Annotated in this window: 17 protein-coding genes and 1 pseudogene; 7 read left to right on the top strand and 11 right to left on the bottom strand. The window is 60.1% G+C overall.

What is annotated here, in order from left to right:
- Positions 1-2: 2 nt before the first annotated feature.
- From AC1DCP_RS05265 to AC1DCP_RS05235, 7 genes and pseudogenes are all read right to left on the bottom strand, one after another.
- The gene (locus AC1DCP_RS05265) at positions 3-1,520 is read right to left on the bottom strand and encodes a helicase HerA domain-containing protein (RefSeq protein ID WP_025593912.1); all 1,518 of its coding nucleotides are present in this window, start codon (positions 1,518-1,520) and stop codon (positions 3-5) included.
- 126 nt (positions 1,521-1,646) lie between these two features.
- Complete coding sequence (locus AC1DCP_RS05260; RefSeq protein ID WP_013636398.1) at positions 1,647-2,534, bottom strand: O-acetylserine/cysteine exporter; 888 nt, start codon at positions 2,532-2,534, stop codon at positions 1,647-1,649.
- A 37-nt stretch (positions 2,535-2,571) separates the two neighbouring features.
- Positions 2,572-3,209: pseudogene (locus AC1DCP_RS05255) on the bottom strand (LysE family translocator).
- Positions 3,210-3,654: 445 nt separating this feature from the next.
- Positions 3,655-3,894, bottom strand: a complete 240-nt coding sequence (locus AC1DCP_RS05250) for a DUF1127 domain-containing protein (protein WP_013636401.1) — start codon at positions 3,892-3,894, stop codon at positions 3,655-3,657.
- 380 nt (positions 3,895-4,274) lie between these two features.
- Complete coding sequence (gene murI, locus AC1DCP_RS05245; RefSeq protein WP_013636403.1) at positions 4,275-5,096, bottom strand: glutamate racemase; 822 nt, start codon at positions 5,094-5,096, stop codon at positions 4,275-4,277.
- Positions 5,080-5,922, bottom strand: a complete 843-nt coding sequence (locus tag AC1DCP_RS05240; RefSeq protein ID WP_013636404.1) for an RNA methyltransferase — start codon at positions 5,920-5,922, stop codon at positions 5,080-5,082. Before AC1DCP_RS05240 ends, murI begins: the two co-directional genes overlap by 17 nt.
- A 174-nt stretch (positions 5,923-6,096) precedes the next feature.
- On the bottom strand, positions 6,097-6,627 hold the full coding sequence (locus AC1DCP_RS05235; RefSeq protein WP_013636405.1) for a hypothetical protein: 531 nt from the start codon (positions 6,625-6,627) through the stop codon (positions 6,097-6,099).
- Positions 6,628-6,843: 216 nt separating this feature from the next.
- Between AC1DCP_RS05235 and AC1DCP_RS05230 the strand changes: the two genes are divergently transcribed.
- Together AC1DCP_RS05230 and AC1DCP_RS05225 are read left to right on the top strand one after the other, a co-directional pair.
- Positions 6,844-8,058, top strand: coding sequence for an NADP-dependent isocitrate dehydrogenase (locus AC1DCP_RS05230; RefSeq protein ID WP_003516051.1), 1,215 nt, complete (start codon positions 6,844-6,846; stop codon positions 8,056-8,058).
- A 335-nt stretch (positions 8,059-8,393) separates the two neighbouring features.
- A complete protein-coding gene (locus AC1DCP_RS05225) occupies positions 8,394-9,020 on the top strand; it encodes a glutathione S-transferase family protein (protein ID WP_003516054.1) in 627 nt (208 codons plus the stop codon).
- A gap of 77 nt (positions 9,021-9,097) precedes the next feature.
- On the opposite strand, the gene AC1DCP_RS05220 is transcribed toward AC1DCP_RS05225, so the two are convergent.
- The 3 genes from AC1DCP_RS05220 to recA all read right to left on the bottom strand — a co-directional run bounded on the left by AC1DCP_RS05220 (position 9,098) and on the right by recA (position 13,543).
- Complete coding sequence (locus AC1DCP_RS05220) at positions 9,098-9,481, bottom strand: VOC family protein (protein ID WP_013636406.1); 384 nt, start codon at positions 9,479-9,481, stop codon at positions 9,098-9,100.
- Positions 9,482-9,556: 75 nt separating this feature from the next.
- Positions 9,557-12,220, bottom strand: a complete 2,664-nt coding sequence (gene alaS, locus AC1DCP_RS05215) for an alanine--tRNA ligase (protein ID WP_065687231.1) — start codon at positions 12,218-12,220, stop codon at positions 9,557-9,559.
- A 231-nt stretch (positions 12,221-12,451) separates the two neighbouring features.
- A complete protein-coding gene (gene recA, locus AC1DCP_RS05210) occupies positions 12,452-13,543 on the bottom strand; it encodes a recombinase RecA (RefSeq protein ID WP_003516062.1) in 1,092 nt (363 codons plus the stop codon).
- Between the two features lie 246 nt (positions 13,544-13,789).
- On the opposite strand from recA, the gene AC1DCP_RS05205 reads away from it, so the two are divergent.
- Positions 13,790-14,731, top strand: a complete 942-nt coding sequence (locus AC1DCP_RS05205; protein WP_065687230.1) for a carbohydrate kinase family protein — start codon at positions 13,790-13,792, stop codon at positions 14,729-14,731.
- Positions 14,732-14,762: 31 nt separating this feature from the next.
- The gene (locus AC1DCP_RS05200) at positions 14,763-15,686 is read left to right on the top strand and encodes a pseudouridine-5'-phosphate glycosidase (protein ID WP_003516064.1); all 924 of its coding nucleotides are present in this window, start codon (positions 14,763-14,765) and stop codon (positions 15,684-15,686) included.
- A 199-nt stretch (positions 15,687-15,885) separates the two neighbouring features.
- Here the strand turns inward: AC1DCP_RS05200 and AC1DCP_RS05195 are convergent, their stop codons facing one another.
- Positions 15,886-18,108 (bottom strand): OmpA family protein, encoded by a 2,223-nt coding sequence (locus tag AC1DCP_RS05195; protein ID WP_065687229.1) that lies wholly within the window; start codon positions 18,106-18,108, stop codon positions 15,886-15,888.
- 341 nt (positions 18,109-18,449) lie between these two features.
- On the opposite strand from AC1DCP_RS05195, the gene AC1DCP_RS05190 reads away from it, so the two are divergent.
- The 3 genes from AC1DCP_RS05190 (at position 18,450) to AC1DCP_RS05180 (ending at position 20,967) form a co-directional block, all read left to right on the top strand.
- Entirely contained in the window at positions 18,450-19,223 is a 774-nt protein-coding gene (locus AC1DCP_RS05190) for an ABC transporter substrate-binding protein (RefSeq protein WP_065687228.1), read from the top strand.
- A gap of 113 nt (positions 19,224-19,336) precedes the next feature.
- Positions 19,337-20,140 carry an ABC transporter permease gene (locus tag AC1DCP_RS05185; protein WP_003516067.1) on the top strand — a complete coding sequence of 268 codons (804 nt, stop codon included), beginning with the start codon at positions 19,337-19,339 and terminating at the stop codon, positions 20,138-20,140.
- On the top strand, positions 20,137-20,967 hold the full coding sequence (locus AC1DCP_RS05180) for an ABC transporter permease (RefSeq protein WP_025593926.1): 831 nt from the start codon (positions 20,137-20,139) through the stop codon (positions 20,965-20,967). Before AC1DCP_RS05185 ends, AC1DCP_RS05180 begins: the two co-directional genes overlap by 4 nt.
- Positions 20,968-21,103: the final 136 nt, after the last annotated feature.

Genomic DNA, 21,103 nt, shown 5'->3' with positions numbered 1-21,103 from the left:
GATTACTCCGCCGCCAGCCTCGCATCATCCTCAGCCGCATCCGCATCGCCAGGTGCGGTCTTCGCGTCGAGATCGGGGAACGCCACGATGCGCTTGCCGGAGAAATCGGCGTGTACCACCACAAGCTCCTTCTCCTCGAAATAACCGAGAAGACGGCGCGCACGGCGGGCGGAATGGGTACCGTAAGCGCGGGCAATACGGGCGTCGGATGGGCAAGGCTCCTCATTGAGCGCCGCCTTGACCAACAGCAGGAAAACCCCCTGCAGATCGTCGGAGACCGACATCGACAATTCCAGCGCTTTCTCCCAGCCTTCGCTGGCCGCCATTGCCGCATCCACGCCGGAGCGGGCAATCGCCACCTGCCGGCGGAAATCCGCCAGCGTCATCGGCGTGCCGGGAATACGGCGCATGCGCGCGCGCACCAGAAAATCTTGGTACAGCACGGCGTCCGTGCGATAGGCCGATTGCGGATCGTCGAGAATTTCGACCAGCACCGCCGCGATCTTCTCTTCGCGCTCCTCCGGCGTCAGCTCCGGCTGACCTGCACGCGCCGACTGCTCCGGTGAAGGACCGGCGGCGGCGGGGGTGGAGCGGGAGAGTTCAGCGAGGATATCGGTTGTCGGGCGCGGCGCTGGCGGCGTGCGGCGCGTGGCGGGTCGCGTGAACTCTTCCGGGTCCGGCGTGAAGATCAGATCTTCCACATCCTGCGGTGCATCCGGCAGCGGCATCAGCTTCGGCGAGGAAGACCGCGCCGAGGTTTCCACCGCACCGATGACGATGGGCAACGGGCGGCGCGACAGCGCCGGTCCAAGCGCCACGAAATTGCCGCGCTGCAGATCGCGGAACATTTCCGCCTGCCGCCGGTCCATGCCGAGCAGATCGGCAGCGCGCGCCATATCGATATCGAGAAAGGTGCGGCCCATCAGGAAGTTCGAGGCTTCAGCCGCTACGTTCTTGGCAAGCTTGGCAAGGCGCTGCGTGGCGATAACGCCCGCAAGCCCGCGTTTACGCCCACGGCACATCAGATTGGTCATGGCGCCCAGCGACGCCTTGCGCGCATCCTCGGTCACCTCGCCGCCGACGGAGGGCGCAAACATCTGCGCCTCATCCACAACGACAAGCACGGGATACCAGAATTCGCGATCCGCATCGAACAGGCCGTTGAGGAAAGCGGCAGCGGCCCGCATCTGTTGCTCGATATCAAGACCTTCAAGCGTCAGCACGCAGGAAACGCGGTGCTGGCGGATGCGGTTGGCAATGCCCGCAAGCTCGGCTTCCGTGCGCTCTCCATCCACCACCACATGGCCGAACTTGTCGGACAGCGTGACGAAATCACCCTCGGGATCGATAATGACCTGCTGCACCCATTGCGCCGATTGCTCGAGGAGCCGGCGCAGGAGGTGTGACTTGCCGGACCCGGAATTGCCCTGCACCAGCAAACGCGTTGCAAGCAATTCCTCAATATCGAGCTTGGCCTGCTGCCCGCCCGATAGGGTTCCCATGTCGATGCCGACCTGCAATGTTCCGTTCCTCGTGCTGCATGTCATCCGGCCGATTCCCGTAACGGCGGCCGAACATGCTCTTTACCAAAAAATCACCAATTGCGTCTGCCCCGTGCCGATAATGCACAGGCAATTGCGCCACATCTATGCGGCCCCGGACGAGACGCGCGAAAATGATAGCCGCCTGCCGAACACATTCAGCATCAGCCCGATGATGACCAATGCGGCACCGACCACTTCGAAGACGGTAATATGCTCCGCAAAAGCGAGATAGGCGCTGACGAAACCGACAATCGGCACCAGCAGCGAAAACGGTGCCACCGTTCCGGCCGGGTAACGCAGAAGCAGGTAACTCCAGATACCCGCGCCGACGATGGTCGCACCATAGGCCATGTAGATCACCACGAGAGCCATCGTAGGCGTCGCATTGTGCAGCCCTTCCGCAATCGCATCAGGTCCCTCCACCACCAGCGAAAGCAGCACCAACGGCAGAACGGGTACAAGGCTCGTCCATGCGACAAAGGAGACCGCATTCACCTGGCCGATGCGGCGATTGACGATGTTGCCGCAGGCCCAGGCAATGGCCGAGCCGACGCCCATCAGCAGCGGTATCAACGCTGCAGCCGTCATGCGCTCCACGCCGATGACCGCCAGCCCGCCAAAGGCAACGATTGCGCCGACGATCTGTGACGGCAACGGCCGCTCGCCGAGAAACACCACGGCCAGCGCCAGCGTGAAGAAGGCCTGCGACTGCATGACGAGCGAAGCAAGCCCAGCCGGCAGGCCGAGCTTGATGGCCGGGTAAAGCAGGCCGAATTGCACGAAACCCATCGCCATGCCGTAAACGATCATATGCCGCCACGGCACATTGGGTTTGGGAAGGAAGAACACCAACGGCACGGCTGCAAACAGATAGCGCACCCCCGTCAGAAACAGAGGCGGCATGTCGGCGACGCCGATCTTGATGGCAACGAAGTTGAAGCCCCACAAAAACACGGTGATCAGGGCAAGAAGAATATGCGGCAACGCCATTTTGTTATGTCCGAATTTCAGGCGATCGACGGGCGTTTTACGCCGAAACCGCCCTCTTCCAGCCAAATGTAATGAGACCGGCGCCGATCAGGAGACCGCCGCCCGTGCGGTTGACGATGCGCTGAACCTTGGGTTTGCGGATCGTATTGCGGGCGGCACTTGCCAGAAGTCCATAAAGGGCCGCATTGCAGCTGGCAAGCACAAGGAATGTCGCTTCGATAATCAGCACCTGCGGCCAGAAAGGCAGCGTCGGCACCAGAAACTGCGGCAGGAAGGCGACGAAGAAGACAATGCTTTGGGGTTCAGCGCCGTAACGACATAGGCATGCAGGAAGATTTTGAGCGGCCTTTCACGGCCGGTTACGCCTGCGGCTTCACCACCTTCAACGCCAACCGGCGAACGCCACAGCTTGATGCCGAGATAGATGAGGTAAGCCGCGCCGATCCATTTCAGACCGGTAAAAAGGGCCGCCGATGTGGCAAGCAGCGCGCCAAGCCCCAGCATGGAGGCCGTCATCGCAGTGAAATCACCAAGCGCCACACCCGTCACCGTCGCGGTGCTCGCCTTGCGTCCATGCCCCAGAGCATAAGAAATCACCAGCAGGATTGTCGGCCCCGGAATGGCAAGCATGATGGCGGATGCGGCCACGAAGGCCAGCCAGTTCTCCAGTGGCATGATGCAATCTCCCCCGTTCGGTCTTTGGAGCAAGCCACCAAAAGCGCCCGGTATCAAGCCAAATTTTCGGAGGCTGTGCCGCTTTGTCATCCAGCGGACGACAGGCTGCTGCCGCCGCTTCATCGCCTGTGCAAGATCGTAATTTGACGGCATGGCAAGCCATGCCGCGCCGCGCTGCCCCCTGCCCGCTCCAGCCGCAGGGCAAGATCAGGGGTATCGCCCGCCCGGACGTTCCCGAGAATAGTGCAACGCGCTATATGCCAGGCCTTTCCGCAGCTTCCGTTACGGAAAACTGAAGTGCGGCAATGAACTCCTCGCAGACGCACCGTGGGTGGATGCCGGGTCAAGTCCGGCATGACGGAGGCGCGCATTTCGAACATCATTAGAAGTGTGAAACGGACGACGCAGCCTCTCCGGCATTTTCTCGCCGGAGAGACTGTCGCCATCAAAACCGCGGCGCCCAGTAAGGAGGGGCCCACTCCCGCCGCATTTTGCGGTCGGACGGCTCCAGGCCGATATCGTCCAGAAGACGCTCCGGCAGATCGGAAAGATCGGTCGGCGGCGGGCGCGGCACCATTGCCGCGACGAGAACCGCTTTCAGGGTTTTCCAGACGCCGAATGTGACGAACAGGCGGTCGACCGCATCCGGCAGCGCATATGCTACCAATGGTTGATTTTTCTGCATAGGGAATCCGTCCCGGCGCGGCGAAGCAGCCAGGTCCTTTATCGATGATAAAACGACATGCAGGAACGGCGGGCGCAACACGCGGTAGCGCGGACGCACAATTCAGCTGTCAGACGAAGTGAAGATGCCAAACGGCAGGGAAATCAGGCAGGAAGCCTTATCGGAGGTCGATGCCTCGGGACATGTAACCGCCGACGACCATGCCGGAAAAGCCAGACATGCCGGTAAGGCGCATATTCATATAGTCAGTCATTCCACGCCTCCTTTTTATAGCGGTTACAGACAAGATGCATCTTACACGAGATGCCGGACGCGACAAGAGGTCGCAATCTCGAATTGCAAAAGTCCGGCAGAATAGATGCAAAAATGCAACAAGCCGTTCAGCTCAGCGAGACGCTGAGGCCAAAACCCTGCATCAGCCGCCGTGTGGCGAAATCCGGCTTGCCGGAAGTGAAGACGGCGAAATCGAAACCATCTGGATGCTCCGCATCCTGCGGCAGCGGCACCAGGTGGCGCGCGCGACGGGCAATCGCTTCCGCCGGATCGAGCCAGTCCACCGGCCATGGCGCCAGCCGGCGAAACACATTGGCCATGAAGGGATAATGAGTGCAGGCGAGAACAACGATATCGGTGCGCTTGCCGTCGCTATCGATGAAGCAGGGCTCGATTTCCGCCAGCACGGCTTCATCGGAGATCGGTTCGCCCCTGATCCAGCTTTCGGCCATACGCGCCAGATTTTCCGACCCCACGAGGCGAACATGGCATTGCGTGGCGAATGACTGGATGAGATCGCGCGTATAGGCGCGCTTGACGGTGCCGGGGGTTGCCAGCACGGAAACGAGACCGGAACGGGTGCGTTCGGCCGCAGGCTTGATAGCTGGAACTGTGCCGACGAAAGTCATATCAGGAAAGCGCGCCCGAAGATCGGCGCCTGCCAGTGTGAAGGCGGTGTTGCAGGCAATGATGCAGACTTCGGGGCTATAGTCTTCAAGCAGCTTTTCGAAGAGCGAAAGAATGCGCGCTTTCAGCGCCTCCTCTTCCCAGCCGCCATAGGGGAAACCGGCGTCGTCGGCCACATAGATGAAACCGCGCTCGGGCATCAGCACGCGCGCCTCGCGCAGTACCGTCAGCCCGCCAATGCCGGAATCGAATACCAGCACCGGTTTGAGAACATCGGCCAGAGCCTCAGTCGTCTTCAGCATTCTCCCCAGCCCTCTCCGACAATGGTCCCTCCGCCGTTCCGGCCCGGCCTGCCTGCTTAGGCCACTGCCGGGGAAAACGATCGAGTGACCTGATCACGCCACGGAAAACACTGATTTCCTGCTCGGAAAAGCCGCGTCTCGACAGCACCGCACGCAGATTGTCCACCATTTTCGGCTTTTTTTCGGGCGGATGAAAATATCCGCGCGCATCGAGCGCCTCCTCGATGTGTTCGAACAGGCCGAAGACCTGTTCCTTGGTCGAGGGCCGCTGCTCGATGGGATGGAAAAGCGTCTCGTCCAGATCGTCCATGCCGGATTTCATCCACTCATAGGACATCAAAAGCACGGCCTGCGCGATATTGAGCGACGCGAAGGCGGGGTTGACCGGAAATGTCACGATCTCATCGGCCAGCGCCACTTCTTCATTGGTAAGGCCCCAGCGCTCACGCCCGAACAGGATGCCGGTTCTTTCACCCGCCTTGAACTTCGCGCGCAGCGTGCCGGCTGCGGTGACGGGGGCACGAACCGGTTTGAAACCGTAACGCTCCCGCGCGGTCGTGGCATAGACGAAATTGAGATCCTTGATCGCCTCTTCCAGCGTCTCGAACACCTTCGTCCCGTCGATGACATGATCGGCCTTGGAAGCGGCGGCGCGCGCCTTCTCGTTCGGCCAGCCGTCACGCGGCTTGACGAGGCGAAGTTCGGCAAGACCGAAATTGGCCATTGCCCGTGCCACCATGCCGATATTTTCGCCGAGCTGCGGTTCGACCAGAATGATCGCCGGGCCTTCCGCCACAAGTTCAAGCTCGCTGTTTGTGCCTGCCATCGTCGTTTTCCAGTTTCTGAAGCGCCGCATCGATTTTCAGGCCGATGCGTTTTATGGTTTTCGCGCATTTCCAGACTGAAAACCGGTCGCCGCTTTTCCTGAAAATGCTCTAAAGCGCGCTTCACTGGCACAGATCGGCGCCAAAATCAAAGCCGGGGCAGGCAGAACGCCCTGTTATTCGCCCTTGATGATCGCCGCCATCTCTGCGCGCAGCGAATCCCTGCCCTCGTCTCCAACCCGGTGAATGTCGCTGATGACAGGCTGGCCGTTTTCCTCGATGACATCGAAATGCACCTCGTCGACCGTTGCCTTCATCTCTGCCTCATCCATGCAGGCCCAGAGCTTGAACTTCGCCGTCACGTCAGTCACGCCGTCCTTCACCTCACCGGGCGTTACCGAAACATCCACCAGCGGACAGCCATCCTGCGAGTTGGTCACCACATCGTAGCCGAAGGGATCGCCGGTCTCGCCGCTTTCCGCCTCGTAAGCCGGCTTCTTGGAAGCTTCGCGGTATTGGGCAACGAAGTCCCTGCTGAACAGGCTGGTCAGCATGTCCTCGTCGAAGATGTATTTCCAGTTTTCCGCATCGCCGGACCAGTTCTTGACGGTAATGTCCATCACCTTCTGGACGGGATCGGCAGGGCCGGCCGCAAGGGCGCTGTGGGAAAAGAGGACGGCGGCAGTCAGAAGCAGAATATTCCGCATGATGTGATCCCGGAGGTAGGCCCGACGCGCGGGCGAAGCGATTCGCCTGACTGTATTCCGGCAATATGGTTTGGCAATGCGCAAAGCGTTATTGCACCGCGCCAAAAAAGCGCCCCCCATGGCTTTGCCTCAGGCGCGCGCGATGCTATAGCCGCACCGGATATTTTTCCGAATACCGGCGTCACCAGGCGCCACAGCTTCGAAGGTGAGGAATTCATGGCAAAGATCAAGGTAGCCAATCCAGTCGTCGATCTCGACGGCGACGAAATGACCCGTATCATCTGGCAGCTCATCAAGGACAAGCTGATCCTGCCATACCTCGATCTCGACATCGAATATTATGACCTCTCGGTCGAAAACCGCGATGCTACCAACGACCAGGTAACAGTCGATGCGGCACATGCCATCAAGAAGCACGGCGTCGGCATCAAATGCGCGACGATCACGCCGGATGAGCAGCGCGTCGAGGAATTCGGCCTGAAGCAGATGTGGAAGAGCCCGAACGGCACGATCCGCAACATTCTGGGCGGCGTCATCTTCCGCGAGCCGATCATCTGCAAGAACGTTCCCCGCCTCGTTCCCGGCTGGACGAAGCCGATCGTCGTCGGCCGCCACGCCTTCGGCGACCAGTACAAGGCAACCGATTTCAAGTTCCCCGGCAAGGGCAAGCTGACGATCAAGTTCGTCGGTGAAGACGGTCAGGTCATTGAAAAGGACGTCTTCGACGCGCCGAGCGCTGGCGTTGCGCTGGCAATGTACAACCTTGACGAATCCATCCGCGAATTCGCCCGTGCATCCATGATGTACGGCCTGATGCGCAAGTGGCCGGTTTACCTGTCCACCAAGAACACCATCCTGAAGGCCTATGACGGCCGCTTCAAGGACATCTTCGAAGAAGTCTACCAGACCGAGTTCAAGGCGAAGTTCGATGAAATCGGCATCATCTATGAACACCGCCTGATCGACGACATGGTCGCCTCCGCTCTGAAATGGTCCGGCGGTTACGTCTGGGCCTGCAAGAACTACGATGGCGACGTGCAGTCTGATACGGTTGCCCAGGGCTTCGGTTCGCTCGGCCTGATGACCTCCGTTCTCCTGTCGCCGGACGGCCGCACGGTTGAAGCTGAAGCGGCACACGGCACGGTCACGCGCCACTACCGCCAGCATCAGAAGGGTCAGGAAACTTCGACCAACTCGATCGCTTCGATCTTCGCCTGGACCCGTGGCCTCGCCCACCGCGCCAAGCTGGACGACAATGCAGAACTCGCAAAGTTCGCAGCAACGCTCGAAACCGTCTGCGTCGACACCGTCGAAAGCGGCTTCATGACCAAGGACCTCGCGCTCCTCATCGGTCCGGACCAGCCCTGGCTCTCCACCACCGCCTTCCTCGACAAGATCGATGAAAACCTCAAGACGGCGATGGCGGCTTAAAAGAACGGGGCACTGCCCGTTTGAAATATCGACAAAAGGAAACCCGGCCGCAACGCCGGGTTTCTTTTTTTGTTCACAGTATCTTGCTTAGATGTTGCACTAGGCGCAGACTTCGATTCCACAGCGTGCCGCAGTCAGAAAAATAAAAATATATAGCTGAAACAGCATAAAACGACACATAACTTGTCCGGCACAGTCAAAAATTCATGTGGTTACCAGCGCGATCCTTCGGGAAAACAGATAATGCTGTGGACTATAAAAACGCACCGTGTCAGCGCGAACTGCGCGCGGGTTTTCAATGATGCTTTTGCAATTTTGCTTGGGGAGGCAAAGCAATGAGTGAATTGATCTTCTACACCAATCCCATGTCGCGCGGACGCATTGCGCGATGGATGCTCGAGGAAGTGGGCGTTCCCTACAAGACAGAGATACTGGGCTTCTCGACGTCGATGAAATCGCCGGCCTATCGGCTGATCAACCCGATGGCCAAGGTGCCCGCCATCAAACACGGCGACACCATTGTCACCGAAGCGGCAGCGATCTGCGCCTATCTGGCGGATGCCTTTCCGGGCGCCAACCTTGCGCCGACGCCCAAAGCGCGCGGACTTTATTACCGCTGGATGTTTTTTGCTGCCGGTCCGTTGGAAATGACAACCAGCATGAAGGCGATGGGTTTCGAGGTGCCGCAGGAAAAGCTGCGTATGGCTGGCTGCGGCAGCTATGCGGATGCGATCAACACGCTCGAACGTGCCGTCAGCGAAAACCGCTTCATTGCCGGCGATCACTTCACTGCGGCGGATGTCTATGTAGGTGCCCATGTCGGCTGGGGCCTGCAGTTCGGCACAATCGAAAAACGTCCGGCCTTCACGGACTATATGGCGCATCTGACCGACCGCCCCGCCTTCAAGCGGGCCACCCAGCTTGATGAAGCGGCAGCGAAGGATATGCAGGCGGCGGGTTGAGGAAACTGACAGGCATTTCGCCTGACAGCGGAGCACCGGCTCTCGCAAGGGTCACAAAACGGATTTAGGAAGCGGGCTTATTCGTTGGACTGGGCGAGTGGTTCGCCGATCTCGATTGCATGCCCGTCCGGATCATAAAAACGGAACACTCTCTGTCCCCATGCCTGCCGCTCAACGGGATGGATCAACTCCACATGCGGCGCAATATTCCGAAATGCCGCATCGACATCCTCATGTTCGAAATAGAGCAGCAGATTCCGTCTGCCGTAAGGTTCGTCCGTGTCCGGCGATGTCCGCCAGACCGTCTGTTCGAGCGAACGCCCCTCATGGATTGCAAAGCCGCTTTCAAAGAGGACGAAATTTCCGAAATCGTCCAAAACCTTCAGGCCGAGCCTGTCACGATAAAACTCCCTGGAGCGGTTGATATCGCACACGAAAGGGATGGGATTTACAAAGCGCATCACGTTCCTTTCGGAATTCAACATCCAGAATCAAAAAGGCGGGGTAGAACCCCGCCTTTTTTCAATTCATCCAGATCAGGCCGCGAGCGCTGCCGCCACCGCGTCGATGGCGTCCTGTGCCTTGGCGCCATCGGGGCCGCCGGCCTGCGCCATATCCGGGCGTCCACCGCCGCCCTTGCCGCCGAGGGCCGCAGAGGCCGTGCGGACGATATCGACGGCGCTGAAACGGCCAGTCAGATCCTCGGTCACGGCAGCAACAGCACTTGCCTTGCCGTCTTCGGACACGGCGATCAGCAGCACGACGCCGGAGCCGATATTGGCCTTGGCTTCATCTGCAAGACCCTTGAGGTCCTTGGCATCGATCCCGGACAGGGATTTTGCGAGGAAATTGACGCCCGCAACCTGCTGTACGTCGTTTGCGCCGGCATCCGACGAGCCGCCGCCCATTGCGAGTTTCTTGCGGGCATCCGCAAGCTCGCGCTCCAGCTTCTTGCGCTCGTCGAGAAGTCCCTCGACACGCGACAGCACATCGCCCGGCTGAACCTTCAGCGACGAGGCCAGTGCCTTTACGCGCTCATCCTGCTCGGAGAGATAGGCAAGCGCGCCCTGACCCGTTACGGCCTCAAGACGGCGCACGCCCGCACCGACGGCACTTTCGCCTAGAATGCGGATAAGGCCGATCTGGCCGGTTGCGGCAACATGGGTGCCGCCGCAAAGCTCGACCGAGTACGGACGGTTGGCTTTCGCACCGTGAACACCGGTGCCCATGGACACAACGCGGACTTCATCGCCGTATTTTTCGCCAAACAGCGCCATAGCACCCTCGGCAATGGCGTCGTCAACGCTCATCAGACGCGTCACGACAGGCGAGTTCTGCAAGACGATCTCGTTTGCCATTTCTTCGACGACCTTCAGCTCCTCGGCCGACATCGGCTTCGGATGCGAAACGTCAAAGCGCAGACGCTCGGGTGCGACCAGCGAACCCTTCTGAGCAACGTGCGTACCAAGCACCTCGCGCAGCGCCTCATGCAGCAGGTGGGTGGCGGAGTGGTTGGCGCGCAGACGCGAGCGGCGGTCGTGATCGACCGTCAGCTGCACGGCGTCATCGAGCTTCAATCCACCCTTGGACACCGTGCCGGAATGCACGAAAAGGCCCTCGCCCTTTTTCTGGGTTTCTGAAACGGCAAAGGTGCCGTTATCGCCAGAGATTACGCCGGTATCGCCCATCTGACCGCCGGACTCGCCATAAAATGGCGTCTGGTTGACGACGATCTGAACCGTCTCGCCCTCGGCAGCACTGTCCACCGACTTGCCGTCCTTGACGATCGCCTGAATAACGCCTTCGGCTGTTTCAGTGTCGTAACCGAGGAATTCGGTCGCGCCGAGCTTTTCCTTCAGTTCGAACCACACCGTTTCGGTCGCCTTGTCGCCGGAACCAGCCCAGTGCGAGCGTGCTTCCGCCTTCTGGCGCTGCATGGCATCGGTGAAGCCGGAAATATCGACGCCGATTTCGCGGGCGCGCAGCGCATCCTGCGTCAGATCGAGCGGGAAGCCATAGGTATCGTAAAGCTTGAAGGCGGTTTCGCCGTCCAGCATGTCGCCCTTGTGCAGGGTCGAGGTCGCGTCGGACAGCAGCGACAGGCCGCGTTCCAGCGTCTTGCGGAAACGGGTTTCCTCAAGCTTCAGCGTCTCGGAGATCAGCGCCTCGGCGCGAACCAGTTCCGGATAGGCGCGGCCCATCTGCTGTATCAGCGCCGGCAGCAGCTTGTAGATCAGCGGCTCGCGCGAACCGAGAAGCTCGGCATGGCGCATGGCGCGGCGCATGATGCGGCGCAGAACGTAACCACGGCCCTCATTCGACGGCAGGACGCCATCGGCGATCAGGAAAGCGGAGGAGCGCAGATGATCGGCAATGACGCGGTGGCTGGCGCGCTTCTCGCCCTCTGCCGGAACGCCGGTCGCTTCGACGGAGGCCGAAATCAGCGCCCGGAACAGATCGGTGTCGTAATTGTCGTGTTTGCCCTGCAACAACGCCGAAATGCGCTCGAGACCCATGCCGGTGTCGATAGAAGGGCGCGGCAGATCGATGCGCTCTTCCTTCGTCAGCTGCTCATATTGCATGAAGACGAGGTTCCAGATCTCGATGAAACGGTCGCCATCCTCTTCCGGCGAGCCGGGCGGTCCGCCCCAGATATGATCGCCGTGGTCATAGAAGATTTCCGAGCAGGGACCGCACGGACCGGTATCGCCCATGGCCCAGAAATTATCGCTGGTCGGAATACGGATGATGCGATCGTCAGAGAAACCGGCGATCTTCTTCCAGAGATTAAAAGCCTCGTCGTCGGTGTGATAGACCGTGACCAGCAGACGGTTGCGATCGATGCCGAATTCCTTGGTGATCAGGTTCCAGGCATGGGTAATCGCCTCTTCCTTGAAATAGTCGCCAAAGGAGAAATTGCCGAGCATTTCGAAGAACGTATGGTGACGGGCCGTATAACCGACATTGTCGAGGTCGTTATGCTTGCCACCGGCGCGCACGCATTTCTGCGCCGAGGCGGCGGTGGAATAAGGACGGCTTTCGAGACCGGTGAAGACGTTCTTGAACTGCACCATGCCGGCATTGGTGAACATCAGCGTCGGATCGTTGCGCGGCACCAGCGGGCTGGAGGGCACAATCTCGTGTCCGTTCTTCTTGAAGTAGTCGAGAAAGGTCGACCGAATTTCATTCACACCGCTCATGCCCACACACCGCTCACAGCTGGAGTCCATCACCGCCATCCCGAATGATGGCTATCTTGCAAAATCAAAGGCTTTTATCGTCCGCATCCTGCCCTGTCCAGCCATGGAGGCGCACCAAGGCGTCTAGGCAAAGAAAAAGGGCCACGCGAGGAAAATCGCACGACCCTTTTGATCCATACCGGCTCATGCCGGCAAAGCCACCGGACGCGAACGCCCGGACCTTCGAATGCATCAGCCCTCGTCGGGACCGTCGTCGCTTTCGCCAGCTTCCGGGCCGCCATTCTGCAGGAACCGATCGGCGATCAGACCGGCGTTCTGGCGCAGCGCCAGTTCGATCTCGCTTGCCATTTCCGGATTGTCGCGCAGGAAGGTCTTGGCATTTTCACGCCCCTGCCCCAAACGCTGGCTGTTATAGGAGAACCATGCACCGGATTTCTCGACGATACCGGCTTTCACGCCGAGATCGACAAGCTCGCCGGTCTTGGAAACGCCTTCACCATACATGATGTCGAATTCCACCTGCTTGAAAGGCGGTGCCATCTTGTTCTTGACGACCTTGACGCGAGTCTGGTTGCCGACAACCTCTTCACGCTCCTTGACGGCGCCGATACGGCGAATGTCGAGACGCACCGAGGCGTAGAATTTAAGCGCATTACCGCCCGTCGTCGTTTCCGGCGAACCGAACATGACGCCGATCTTCATGCGGATCTGGTTGATGAAGATCACCATGCACTTCGACTTGGAGATCGAGGCGGTCAGCTTGCGCAGCGCCTGGCTCATCAGACGTGCCTGAAGGCCCGGCAGGCTGTCGCCCATCTCGCCTTCGATTTCGGCACGCGGCGTCAGCGCCGCAACCGAGTCCACCACCAGAATGTCGACGGCACCGGAGCGCACCAGCGTATCGGTGATTTCAAGCGCCTGCTCTCCCGTATCCGGCTGCGAGATCAGAAGGTTCTGCAAATCCACACCGAGCTTGCGGGCATAGACCGGATCGAGCGCGTGCTCGGCATCCACGAAGGCGCAGATGCCGCCCTTCTTCTGGGCTTCCGCGATCGTCTGCAACGCAAGCGTCGTCTTACCGGAGCTTTCCGGACCGTAAATCTCAACGATACGCCCCTTCGGCAAACCGCCGATACCGAGCGCTATATCCAGGCTGAGAGAACCCGTCGAAATGGTCTCTACTTCAACCACGTTTTCATTGGAACCGAGCTTCATGATCGATCCCTTGCCGAACGACCGTTCGATCTGGGAGAGCGCCGCTTCCAGTGCCTTGCTTTTATCCACCGATTTATCCTCTACGAGACGCAAAGAATTTTGTGCCATCCGATCCACCTTTAGGTTATTGAAGCCGCACAGGCAATGAAGCAGTATGGAAATAGGGTGTACTCTATTTGTTCTCATATCGCAAGGCGCAGCCAGCATATTGAAAACAAATAGCGATAAGTGGTTTGTTCTGCTTTCGTTTTTCCGTGTCCGGCCTATCGCTGCGGACCGGATGTGAAGGGGAACAAACAGAAGATTGGGACGAATCGTCCACCTTTTCCATCCGCGAAAGAGGGAAACACAAGCGTGAAGAAAATACTCGTTCTGGGCGGCGCGCATATAGACAGGCGCGGCATGATCGAGACTGAAACGGCGCCCGGCGCCAGCAATCCTGGCTCATGGATGGAAGAGGCTGGCGGCGGCGGTTTCAACGCGGCGCGCAATCTTTCCCGGCTCGGTTTTGCCGTCCGTATCATCGCACCGCGCGGCGGCGACGTCACCGGCGAAGCGGTGGCGGAGGCAGCAAGGCAGGCGGGCGTGGAAGATACGCCCTTCGTTTTCCTCGATCGCCGCACGCCAAGCTACACCGCCATTCTGGAGCGCGACGGCAATCTTGTCATCGCACTTGCGGATATGGACCTCTACAAGCTGTTTTCGCCGCGCCGCCTCAAAGTTCGCGCGGTGCGTGACGCGATTACCGCGAGCGACCTTCTGCTTTGCGATGCCAATCTGCCGGAGGATACGTTGAAGGCGCTCGGTCTCATTGCCCGCGCCTGCCAAAAGCCGCTCGCGGCCATCGCCATTTCGCCCGCCAAGGCGGTGAAGCTGAAGGACATGCTCGCCGATATCGACATTCTCTTCATGAACGAGGCAGAGGCGCGCGCGCTGACGGGACAGACGGCAGACAATGTTCGCGACTGGCCGGGCATTCTCCGCAGGGCAGGCCTTGCCAGCGGCGTCATCACCCGTGGCGCAAGCGAAGTGGTAGCCTTCAACGCGACGCAAACCGCAAGCCTCCACCCACCCATCATCCGCGAGGTGAAAGACGTAACCGGCGCCGGAGACGCCATGGCGTCAGGTTATCTCGCCGCGATTATGGAGGGCAAAACCATCACTGAGGCCCTGCGACTGGGTGCCGCGGCGGCCGCCATCACCGTGCAATCGCCTTTCGCCACCGCCCAAGACCTGTCAAAAGACAGTGTCGAGACCATGTTGGGGCTTGTCCCCAAGGCCGAAATGCTGGCATGAACCCGTTTTTTTATAGTCTGGAACAAACAGAATGACCCGCCCCATCTCCCCGCTCCTGCCCATCGTCTATTCGCAAGAGGTTGCCGCTGCCAAACAGCGCGGCGCGCCGATCGTCGCGCTGGAATCGACCATCATCACCCACGGCATGCCCTATCCCGGCAATATCGAGATGGCTGAAGGCGTCGAACAGATCATCCGCGATCAGGGAGCCGTTCCGGCAACCATCGCCGTCATTCACGGCACGCTGCATATCGGCCTCGAGAAGGAGCAGCTCGAAGCGCTTGCCCAGACCACCGACGCCATGAAGGTCTCGCGCGCCGATATTGCCTTTGCGATTGCCGAGCGCCGCACCGGTGCCACGACAGTGGCAGCCACCATGATTGCCGCTGCCCGCGCCGGCATCCGCGTTTTCGCCACCGGCGGCATCGGCGGTGTACACAAGGGCGCGGAGGAGACCTTCGATATTTCCGCCGATCTGACCGAGCTTGCCAAAACCGGCGTGATCGTCGTCTGCGCCGGCGCCAAGGCCATTCTTGACATCCCTAAGACGCTGGAAGTTCTCGAAACCAACGGCGTGCCTGTCGTGACTTTCGGTTCGGAAGAGTTCCCGGCTTTCTGGTCGCGTTCTTCGGGCCTTCCCAGCCCGCTGTCGCTCAACAGCCCTGCAGCCATCGCCAATTTCCAGACGACCCGCGAACAGCTCGGCATCGATGGCGGTATGCTGATTGCCAATCCAGTGCCGGAAGAGGACGAAATTCCGCGCGAGGAGATGGAAATCTACATCAATCGCGCCATTTCCCACGCCGAGCGCGAGGACATCACCGGCAAGGCCGTAACGCCCTTCCTGCTCGGCGATATCTTCCGCCTGACCGACGGCCGCAGCCTCGCGACCAATATCGCGCTGGTACGCAACAATGCCCAGCTCGCAGCAGAGATTGCTGTGGCGCTTAACTAAGCGTTAGAGGCTGGATTATCCTCAAATTTGAGGGTGATGGCAGGGTGAGAATCCCAGTCATGCAGGACTTGATCACGCCGGACCCCGGATCTGGTCCGGAGTTACGGATAATGTGTCGGCCTGGGAACTTTGCTACCAATAAAAAAGCCCGGAAAGCTTTGCGCTTTCCGGGCTTTCATTTTTCAGTTCCTGAACCTTATCAGTTCTGGGCGACCGGTCTTACCAGCGGTGTCACGCGGCGGATGGTGACGCGGCGGTTCTGCTGTTCCGGGCCGAGTGTCTGAACCTTCAGGTAACGCTCGCCGTAGCCTTGCGTCGCCAGGTTTTCCGGCGGAATGCCGTAAACATCGGTCAGGACATTGGCGACGGAAGCGGCACGCTCGTCGGAAAGAACGAGGTTGCTTTCATCCGAACCAACGGCATCGGTGTGGCCTTCGATCAGGAAGGTTTCCGCCGGGTTCTTTGCCAGCGCCTTGTTGATCGCATCCGCTACTTTCCGCAGCGAACGGGCCTGCGCCATCGGAATATCAGCGCTTCCAGTGGCAAATGTGATCGTATCGAGGTCGATACGGCGCACCTTGTCGCGGATACGGGCCGAATAACGCACTTCATCCAGCGAGTAGACACGCTCCACAGGCTCGACCGGCGGCTGCTCCAGGAAGCGGTAATAATCGCGGTCCGGATCGCTCGACGTGTCGATGATGTAGTCACGAACCGGAATGCGCAGACGCATCGGCGGCAGGTCGAGGCCGGGATCGCGATAGACATATTCACGGTCCGGTTCGTCCATCAGCTCCGGTGCATAGAACAGCACATATTCCCGGCCACGGTCATCGATGCGCGAACGCTGGATGACGTCGCCATAGCGGTTGCGGATCGTCACCACCTGCGTGCCGTCGCGACGCTCGACGGTCTCGCGGACACGTCCGCCGGGCAGGCGCTCGTAATAGGGCTCGCCGCCATCGCGGATGAAGCGCTGATTGTCGTCGCCGCGCACAACCACGCGGTCGCCAAACTGCAGGATGATCGGCGCATCGCGATCCTGATCGCGCCGGCCGCCTTCGCGCGGCTGCCATTCCCGGGCACCTTCCGGCCGGTCATATTGCGGACGGCGGTCGACACGCTCGCCCTGCTGAGAGGTAATCGCCTCCATCTTCACGGGCGGCGGAGCCTTGCCTCCGGCAGCACCGGCGCGCTGCGCTTCGGCGTCGGAAGTCGGCACCTTCACGTCACCGGCCTGCTCACGCTCGCGGCGGCGTTGCTCGCGTGCCTGATTGTTACCGGAGCGCTCCACTTCCTTGTCGCTGTCGAGAACGGCGGCACCCTTGTCGACGGGCAGAATGACGGTGTCGGCAGTCTTGGACGGGTCCTTGGCGATAGCCTTGGCCTTGTCCAGTTCCTGCTTCGTCGTCGGAGGCGCTTCCGTCTGCGGAATGGCGACCTGATTCGGAACGGCTTCGCCGGCAGGCGCCTGTCCTGTCGTGGCACCGCTTGGCGGCGGAGGTGTCGGAGTACCCGGCAGCGGCGCTGCAGGCTCCGTCTTGCCCTGGCCTTCTACTGGCTGCTTTTCAGAAGGCTGCTGGCCGGGCGCAGGATTGGGCTGAGCTTCCGGAGCCGGTGGCCGTGCCGGTGTCGGCGCTTCCGTTGGAATAGGAGCCTCCTTTACAGCTGGCTCAGGAGCCGCTGGCTTTTTCTCCGGAACGGCCTTTTCGGCGGGTTCCGATTTCGGTTCCGGTGCTGGAGCCTTTTCCTCTACCGGCTTTTTCTCGGCGGCGGGCTCGCGCTGTTTCGCCGGCTGCTCGGTATTTTCAGGGCGTGCGGCTGGCTGTTCGGCCGCCGGCTCCGGCTTGCGCGGACGTGCGGGGCGTTGCTCGCCCTCGCCTGCCGGCTGCTCGGCTCTAGCCGGTTTGCGCGGCCGTTCCTGCGGCTGCTGCTCGGCGGGTGCAGGTGCGGCTTCGGGCTCAGGCTGCGGGCGCTGCTTGCGGGCGGGTGGCTGTTCAGCTGGCGCCGGTTCCGGTTGGGCTTCGCGCTGCTGCTGCTGCCGTTTCGGTTCTGGCTGAGGCTCGCGTTGCGGCTCGGGCTGAGCTTCACGCTTGGGTTCAGGACGCGGTTCGGCCGGTGCAGCTTCAGCCTTCGGCTGTTCGCGCTGCGGTTCCGGAGCCTGCTCCTGCTTTTTCGGCTCTGGCTCTGGCTTCGGCTGCGCCTCTTCTGCTTGCTGGCGTTGCTTGCGCAGCAGCTCTTCCGGGTTCTGCTCCTCCGCCTGCGGCTGCGCCTGTGCCAATATCACCGGGGCCTGTGCTTGGGGCATTTGCGTTTGCGTCCGTGCGGCGCCGGCATAACCGGCGGCGGCCGGCTCCACCGCGATCGCCAGCGACATGAGGGGGAAAACCACCCCCGTCAGCAATGTGTTCTTCTTCAGCATCGGTGCTTCCTCATCTGCCAATCGTTGTACGCCGCTTATGCCGCGACATTGTGAATCCGGCCGCGCGTGCAGGCGCTGGTCAACGCCTTGCATACGCTTCGGTTCCCATGATGACCAAAGCGTTCTGTACCGGAAATGAACAGATCAAGGCCATTTCGTGAAAGCTCCGCGACGAAAAAGAGGGCGCTAATATTGCAGTTGCATTTTTTGACCAACCGGACGAATAATTGCCGCGCGCTGAAGGCCACGAATGGCAACCCGTTCTGTTGCGCCTGCGCTCACGACGTCCGCACTGAAAACAACAACAGACTGCGGATGAACGACCAAAAGAGAGGATCGAAATGCCTATTTCCACCCGTCTGCTCGCAGCCGCATCGATTGCCGCCATCTCCCTGTTTTCCGGCGCGGCCCTCGCGCAGGACAAGATCGTCATCGGCACGGAAGGCGCCTACCCGCCCTTCAACAATCTGGAAGCCGACGGTACGTTGACCGGCTTCGACATCGACATCGCCAAGGCGCTGTGCGTCGAAATGAAGGCTGAATGCACCTTCGTCACCAATGACTGGGACGGCATCATCCCCGCCCTGCAGGCAAAGAAGTTCGACGCCATCATCGCGTCCATGTCGATCACGCCCGAGCGTCTCCAGAAGGTCGATTTCTCCAAGAAATATTACAACACCCCGCCGGCAATCGCCGTACCGAAGGATTCGCCGATCAAGTCCGTCGATGACCTGAAGGGCAAGTCGCTCGGCGCGCAGGGTTCCACGACCCACTCCAACTATGCCGAAAAGCACTTCCCGGGTTCCGACCTGAAAATGTACCCGACCGCCGACGAATATAAGCTCGACATCGCCAACGGCCGCATCGACGCCGTCATCGACGATATCGTCGTCCTGTCGGAGTGGCTGAAGTCGGATGCAGGCAAGTGCTGCAAGATCCTGACGCCGCTTCCGGTGGATGTCGAGATCAACGGCAATGGTGCAGGCGTAGCCGTTCGCAAGGGCGATACGGCGCTCGCCGACAAGTTCACGGCTGCCATCGCCGGTATCCGCGCCAACGGCAAGTACCAGGAAATCAACAAGAAATACTTCGATTTCGACGTTTACGGCCAGTAAGCGGCGCGTCGCCTGTTGAAATCTGGTGGCGGAAGGCTTGCCCTTCCGCCATTTTTGTTTGAAAACGTAACCATAACAATCACGGCGGCTTAAGACCGCGGGGGAAAACTGGCATGAGCGGAGCATTTTCCGCCATAGGTGCGTTCTGGACCTATGTCTCGACACTTCTCGACCCTTTCTGTGGGCCGGTCGGTCTCTTCACGCTTTTCGGAAACGGCACCCTCGTCACGTGTGGCGATGCCGGCTGGGGCGACGAAATCGCCTTCGGCGTCAAGGTCACGATCTCGCTGGCGCTCGCCACCCTGCCCGTCGGGCTTGTGATCGGTTTCCTCATTGCGCTCGCCGCGCAATCGGAGGAAAAATCGCTGCGGCTGGCGGCCGGTGTTTATACCACCATCTTCCGTGGCCTGCCGGAACTCCTGACGCTGTTCATCGTCTATTACGGCATACAGATGCTGCTGCAATCGGCCGCCGGTTATGTCGGGATAACCGGCCCGGTAGAGATCAACGCCTTCGTGGCGGGCATGGTCGCGCTGTCAGTGGTGTTTTCGTCCTATTCCTCGGAAGTGTTGCTATCCGCCTTCAAGGCCATCCCAAAGGGCCAATATGAGGCTGGACATGCACTCGGCCTCTCGCGCGGCCACACCATGGTGCTCGTCATCATTCCGCAGCTGGTCAGGATCGCCCTGCCCGGCATGACCAACCTTTGGGTCATCCTGCTCAAGGATACCTCTTACGTCTCGATCATCGGCCTTGCCGATATCGTGCGCCAGACCGGCATCGCTGCCCGCGTCAGCAAGGAAGCCTTCTTCTTCTACGGCATCGCCTGCCTGCTCTACCTCATCCTCGCTCTGCTCTCCTCCATCGGCATCGGCTTCATCGATCGCTGGTCGCGCAAGTCGGAGGCAAGCCGATGAGCCATGTTCAGGAACTCATTCCGCCGCGCCCCGCGCCGGTTGCCACAGACAAGCCCCTCAACATATCGCGCGTCGTCGGCATCGCCGTCATAACGCTCTGGCTGCTGCTGGCCGCCGGGCTGATCTTTGCGATGATCGAAGGCTGGGACTGGGCGAAATTCGAACGTTACGGGCCGCGTTATATCGATGGCCTCATCACCACCATTACGCTGGTTGGCAGTTCGATCATCCTCGGCGCAATTCTCTCGGTGCCGATCGCCTTCGCCCGCATGTCGGAAAATCGCGTCATCAGCGCGCTGGCCTATGCCTATGTCTACGTTTTTCGCAGCACGCCGCTGCTGGCTCAGCTTTTCCTGATCTATTACGGTCTCGGCAGTTTCCGTCAGGGGCTGGAAACCGTTGGCCTGTGGTGGTTCTTCCGCGAGGCCTGGTATTGCGGCCTCTTGTCGCTCACCCTCAACACCGCCGCCTATCAGGCCGAAATTCTGAGGGGCGCGATCCGAAGCGTGCCACGCGGCCAGATTGAAGGTGCCGCCTCGCTCGGCCTGTCGAAATTCATCACCTTCCGCAAGGTCATTCTGCCGCAGGCCCTCATCGTAGCTCTGCGCCCCTACGGCAACGAGATCATCCTGATGATCAAGGGTTCGGCAGTGGTCTCCATCGTCACGGTCTTCGACCTGATGGGACAGACGCGCTACGCCTTCTCCCGCACATTCGATTATCAGGCCTATCTCTGGGCGGCGATCTTCTACCTGACGATCGTCGAGACGCTCCGGCATGTCTGGGCATGGCTCGAAGCCCGCCTGACACGCCATCTCAAGCGCTAGGGGCACGGTTGGCAGCACTCAACAGAGAAGACTGCCAACATTTTGAAAAATATAACTATTTTGTGACAACCCAGACCTTTGGCAAGGTTGGGTTAACCCTGTCGTGTTCCCATATCAGATACAGCGACAACGCTGT

It is taken from the genome of Agrobacterium sp. 10T429, assembly GCF_056393925.1.
Note: the sequence above shows the minus strand (reverse complement) of the source record. Positions and strands in the feature narration are given on the sequence as shown.

Coding starts and splice junctions, on each gene's coding strand:
- AC1DCP_RS05260 (WP_013636398.1), bottom strand. CDS start 2,534: ATGGCGTTGCCGCATATTCTTCTTGCCCTGATCACCGTGTTTTTGTGG.
- AC1DCP_RS05240 (WP_013636404.1), bottom strand. CDS start 5,922: ATGGCAGGCACAAACAGCGAGCTTGAACTTGTGGCGGAAGGCCCGGCG.
- recA (WP_003516062.1), bottom strand. CDS start 13,543: ATGGCACAAAATTCTTTGCGTCTCGTAGAGGATAAATCGGTGGATAAA.
- AC1DCP_RS05225 (WP_003516054.1), top strand. CDS start 8,394: ATGAGTGAATTGATCTTCTACACCAATCCCATGTCGCGCGGACGCATT.
- alaS (WP_065687231.1), bottom strand. CDS start 12,220: ATGAGCGGTGTGAATGAAATTCGGTCGACCTTTCTCGACTACTTCAAG.
- AC1DCP_RS05220 (WP_013636406.1), bottom strand. CDS start 9,481: ATGCGCTTTGTAAATCCCATCCCTTTCGTGTGCGATATCAACCGCTCC.
- AC1DCP_RS05180 (WP_025593926.1), top strand. CDS start 20,137: ATGAGCCATGTTCAGGAACTCATTCCGCCGCGCCCCGCGCCGGTTGCC.
- AC1DCP_RS05190 (WP_065687228.1), top strand. CDS start 18,450: ATGCCTATTTCCACCCGTCTGCTCGCAGCCGCATCGATTGCCGCCATC.
- AC1DCP_RS05195 (WP_065687229.1), bottom strand. CDS start 18,108: ATGCTGAAGAAGAACACATTGCTGACGGGGGTGGTTTTCCCCCTCATG.
- AC1DCP_RS05250 (WP_013636401.1), bottom strand. CDS start 3,894: ATGCAGAAAAATCAACCATTGGTAGCATATGCGCTGCCGGATGCGGTC.
- murI (WP_013636403.1), bottom strand. CDS start 5,096: ATGCTGAAGACGACTGAGGCTCTGGCCGATGTTCTCAAACCGGTGCTG.
- AC1DCP_RS05235 (WP_013636405.1), bottom strand. CDS start 6,627: ATGCGGAATATTCTGCTTCTGACTGCCGCCGTCCTCTTTTCCCACAGC.
- AC1DCP_RS05230 (WP_003516051.1), top strand. CDS start 6,844: ATGGCAAAGATCAAGGTAGCCAATCCAGTCGTCGATCTCGACGGCGAC.
- AC1DCP_RS05185 (WP_003516067.1), top strand. CDS start 19,337: ATGAGCGGAGCATTTTCCGCCATAGGTGCGTTCTGGACCTATGTCTCG.
- AC1DCP_RS05200 (WP_003516064.1), top strand. CDS start 14,763: ATGACCCGCCCCATCTCCCCGCTCCTGCCCATCGTCTATTCGCAAGAG.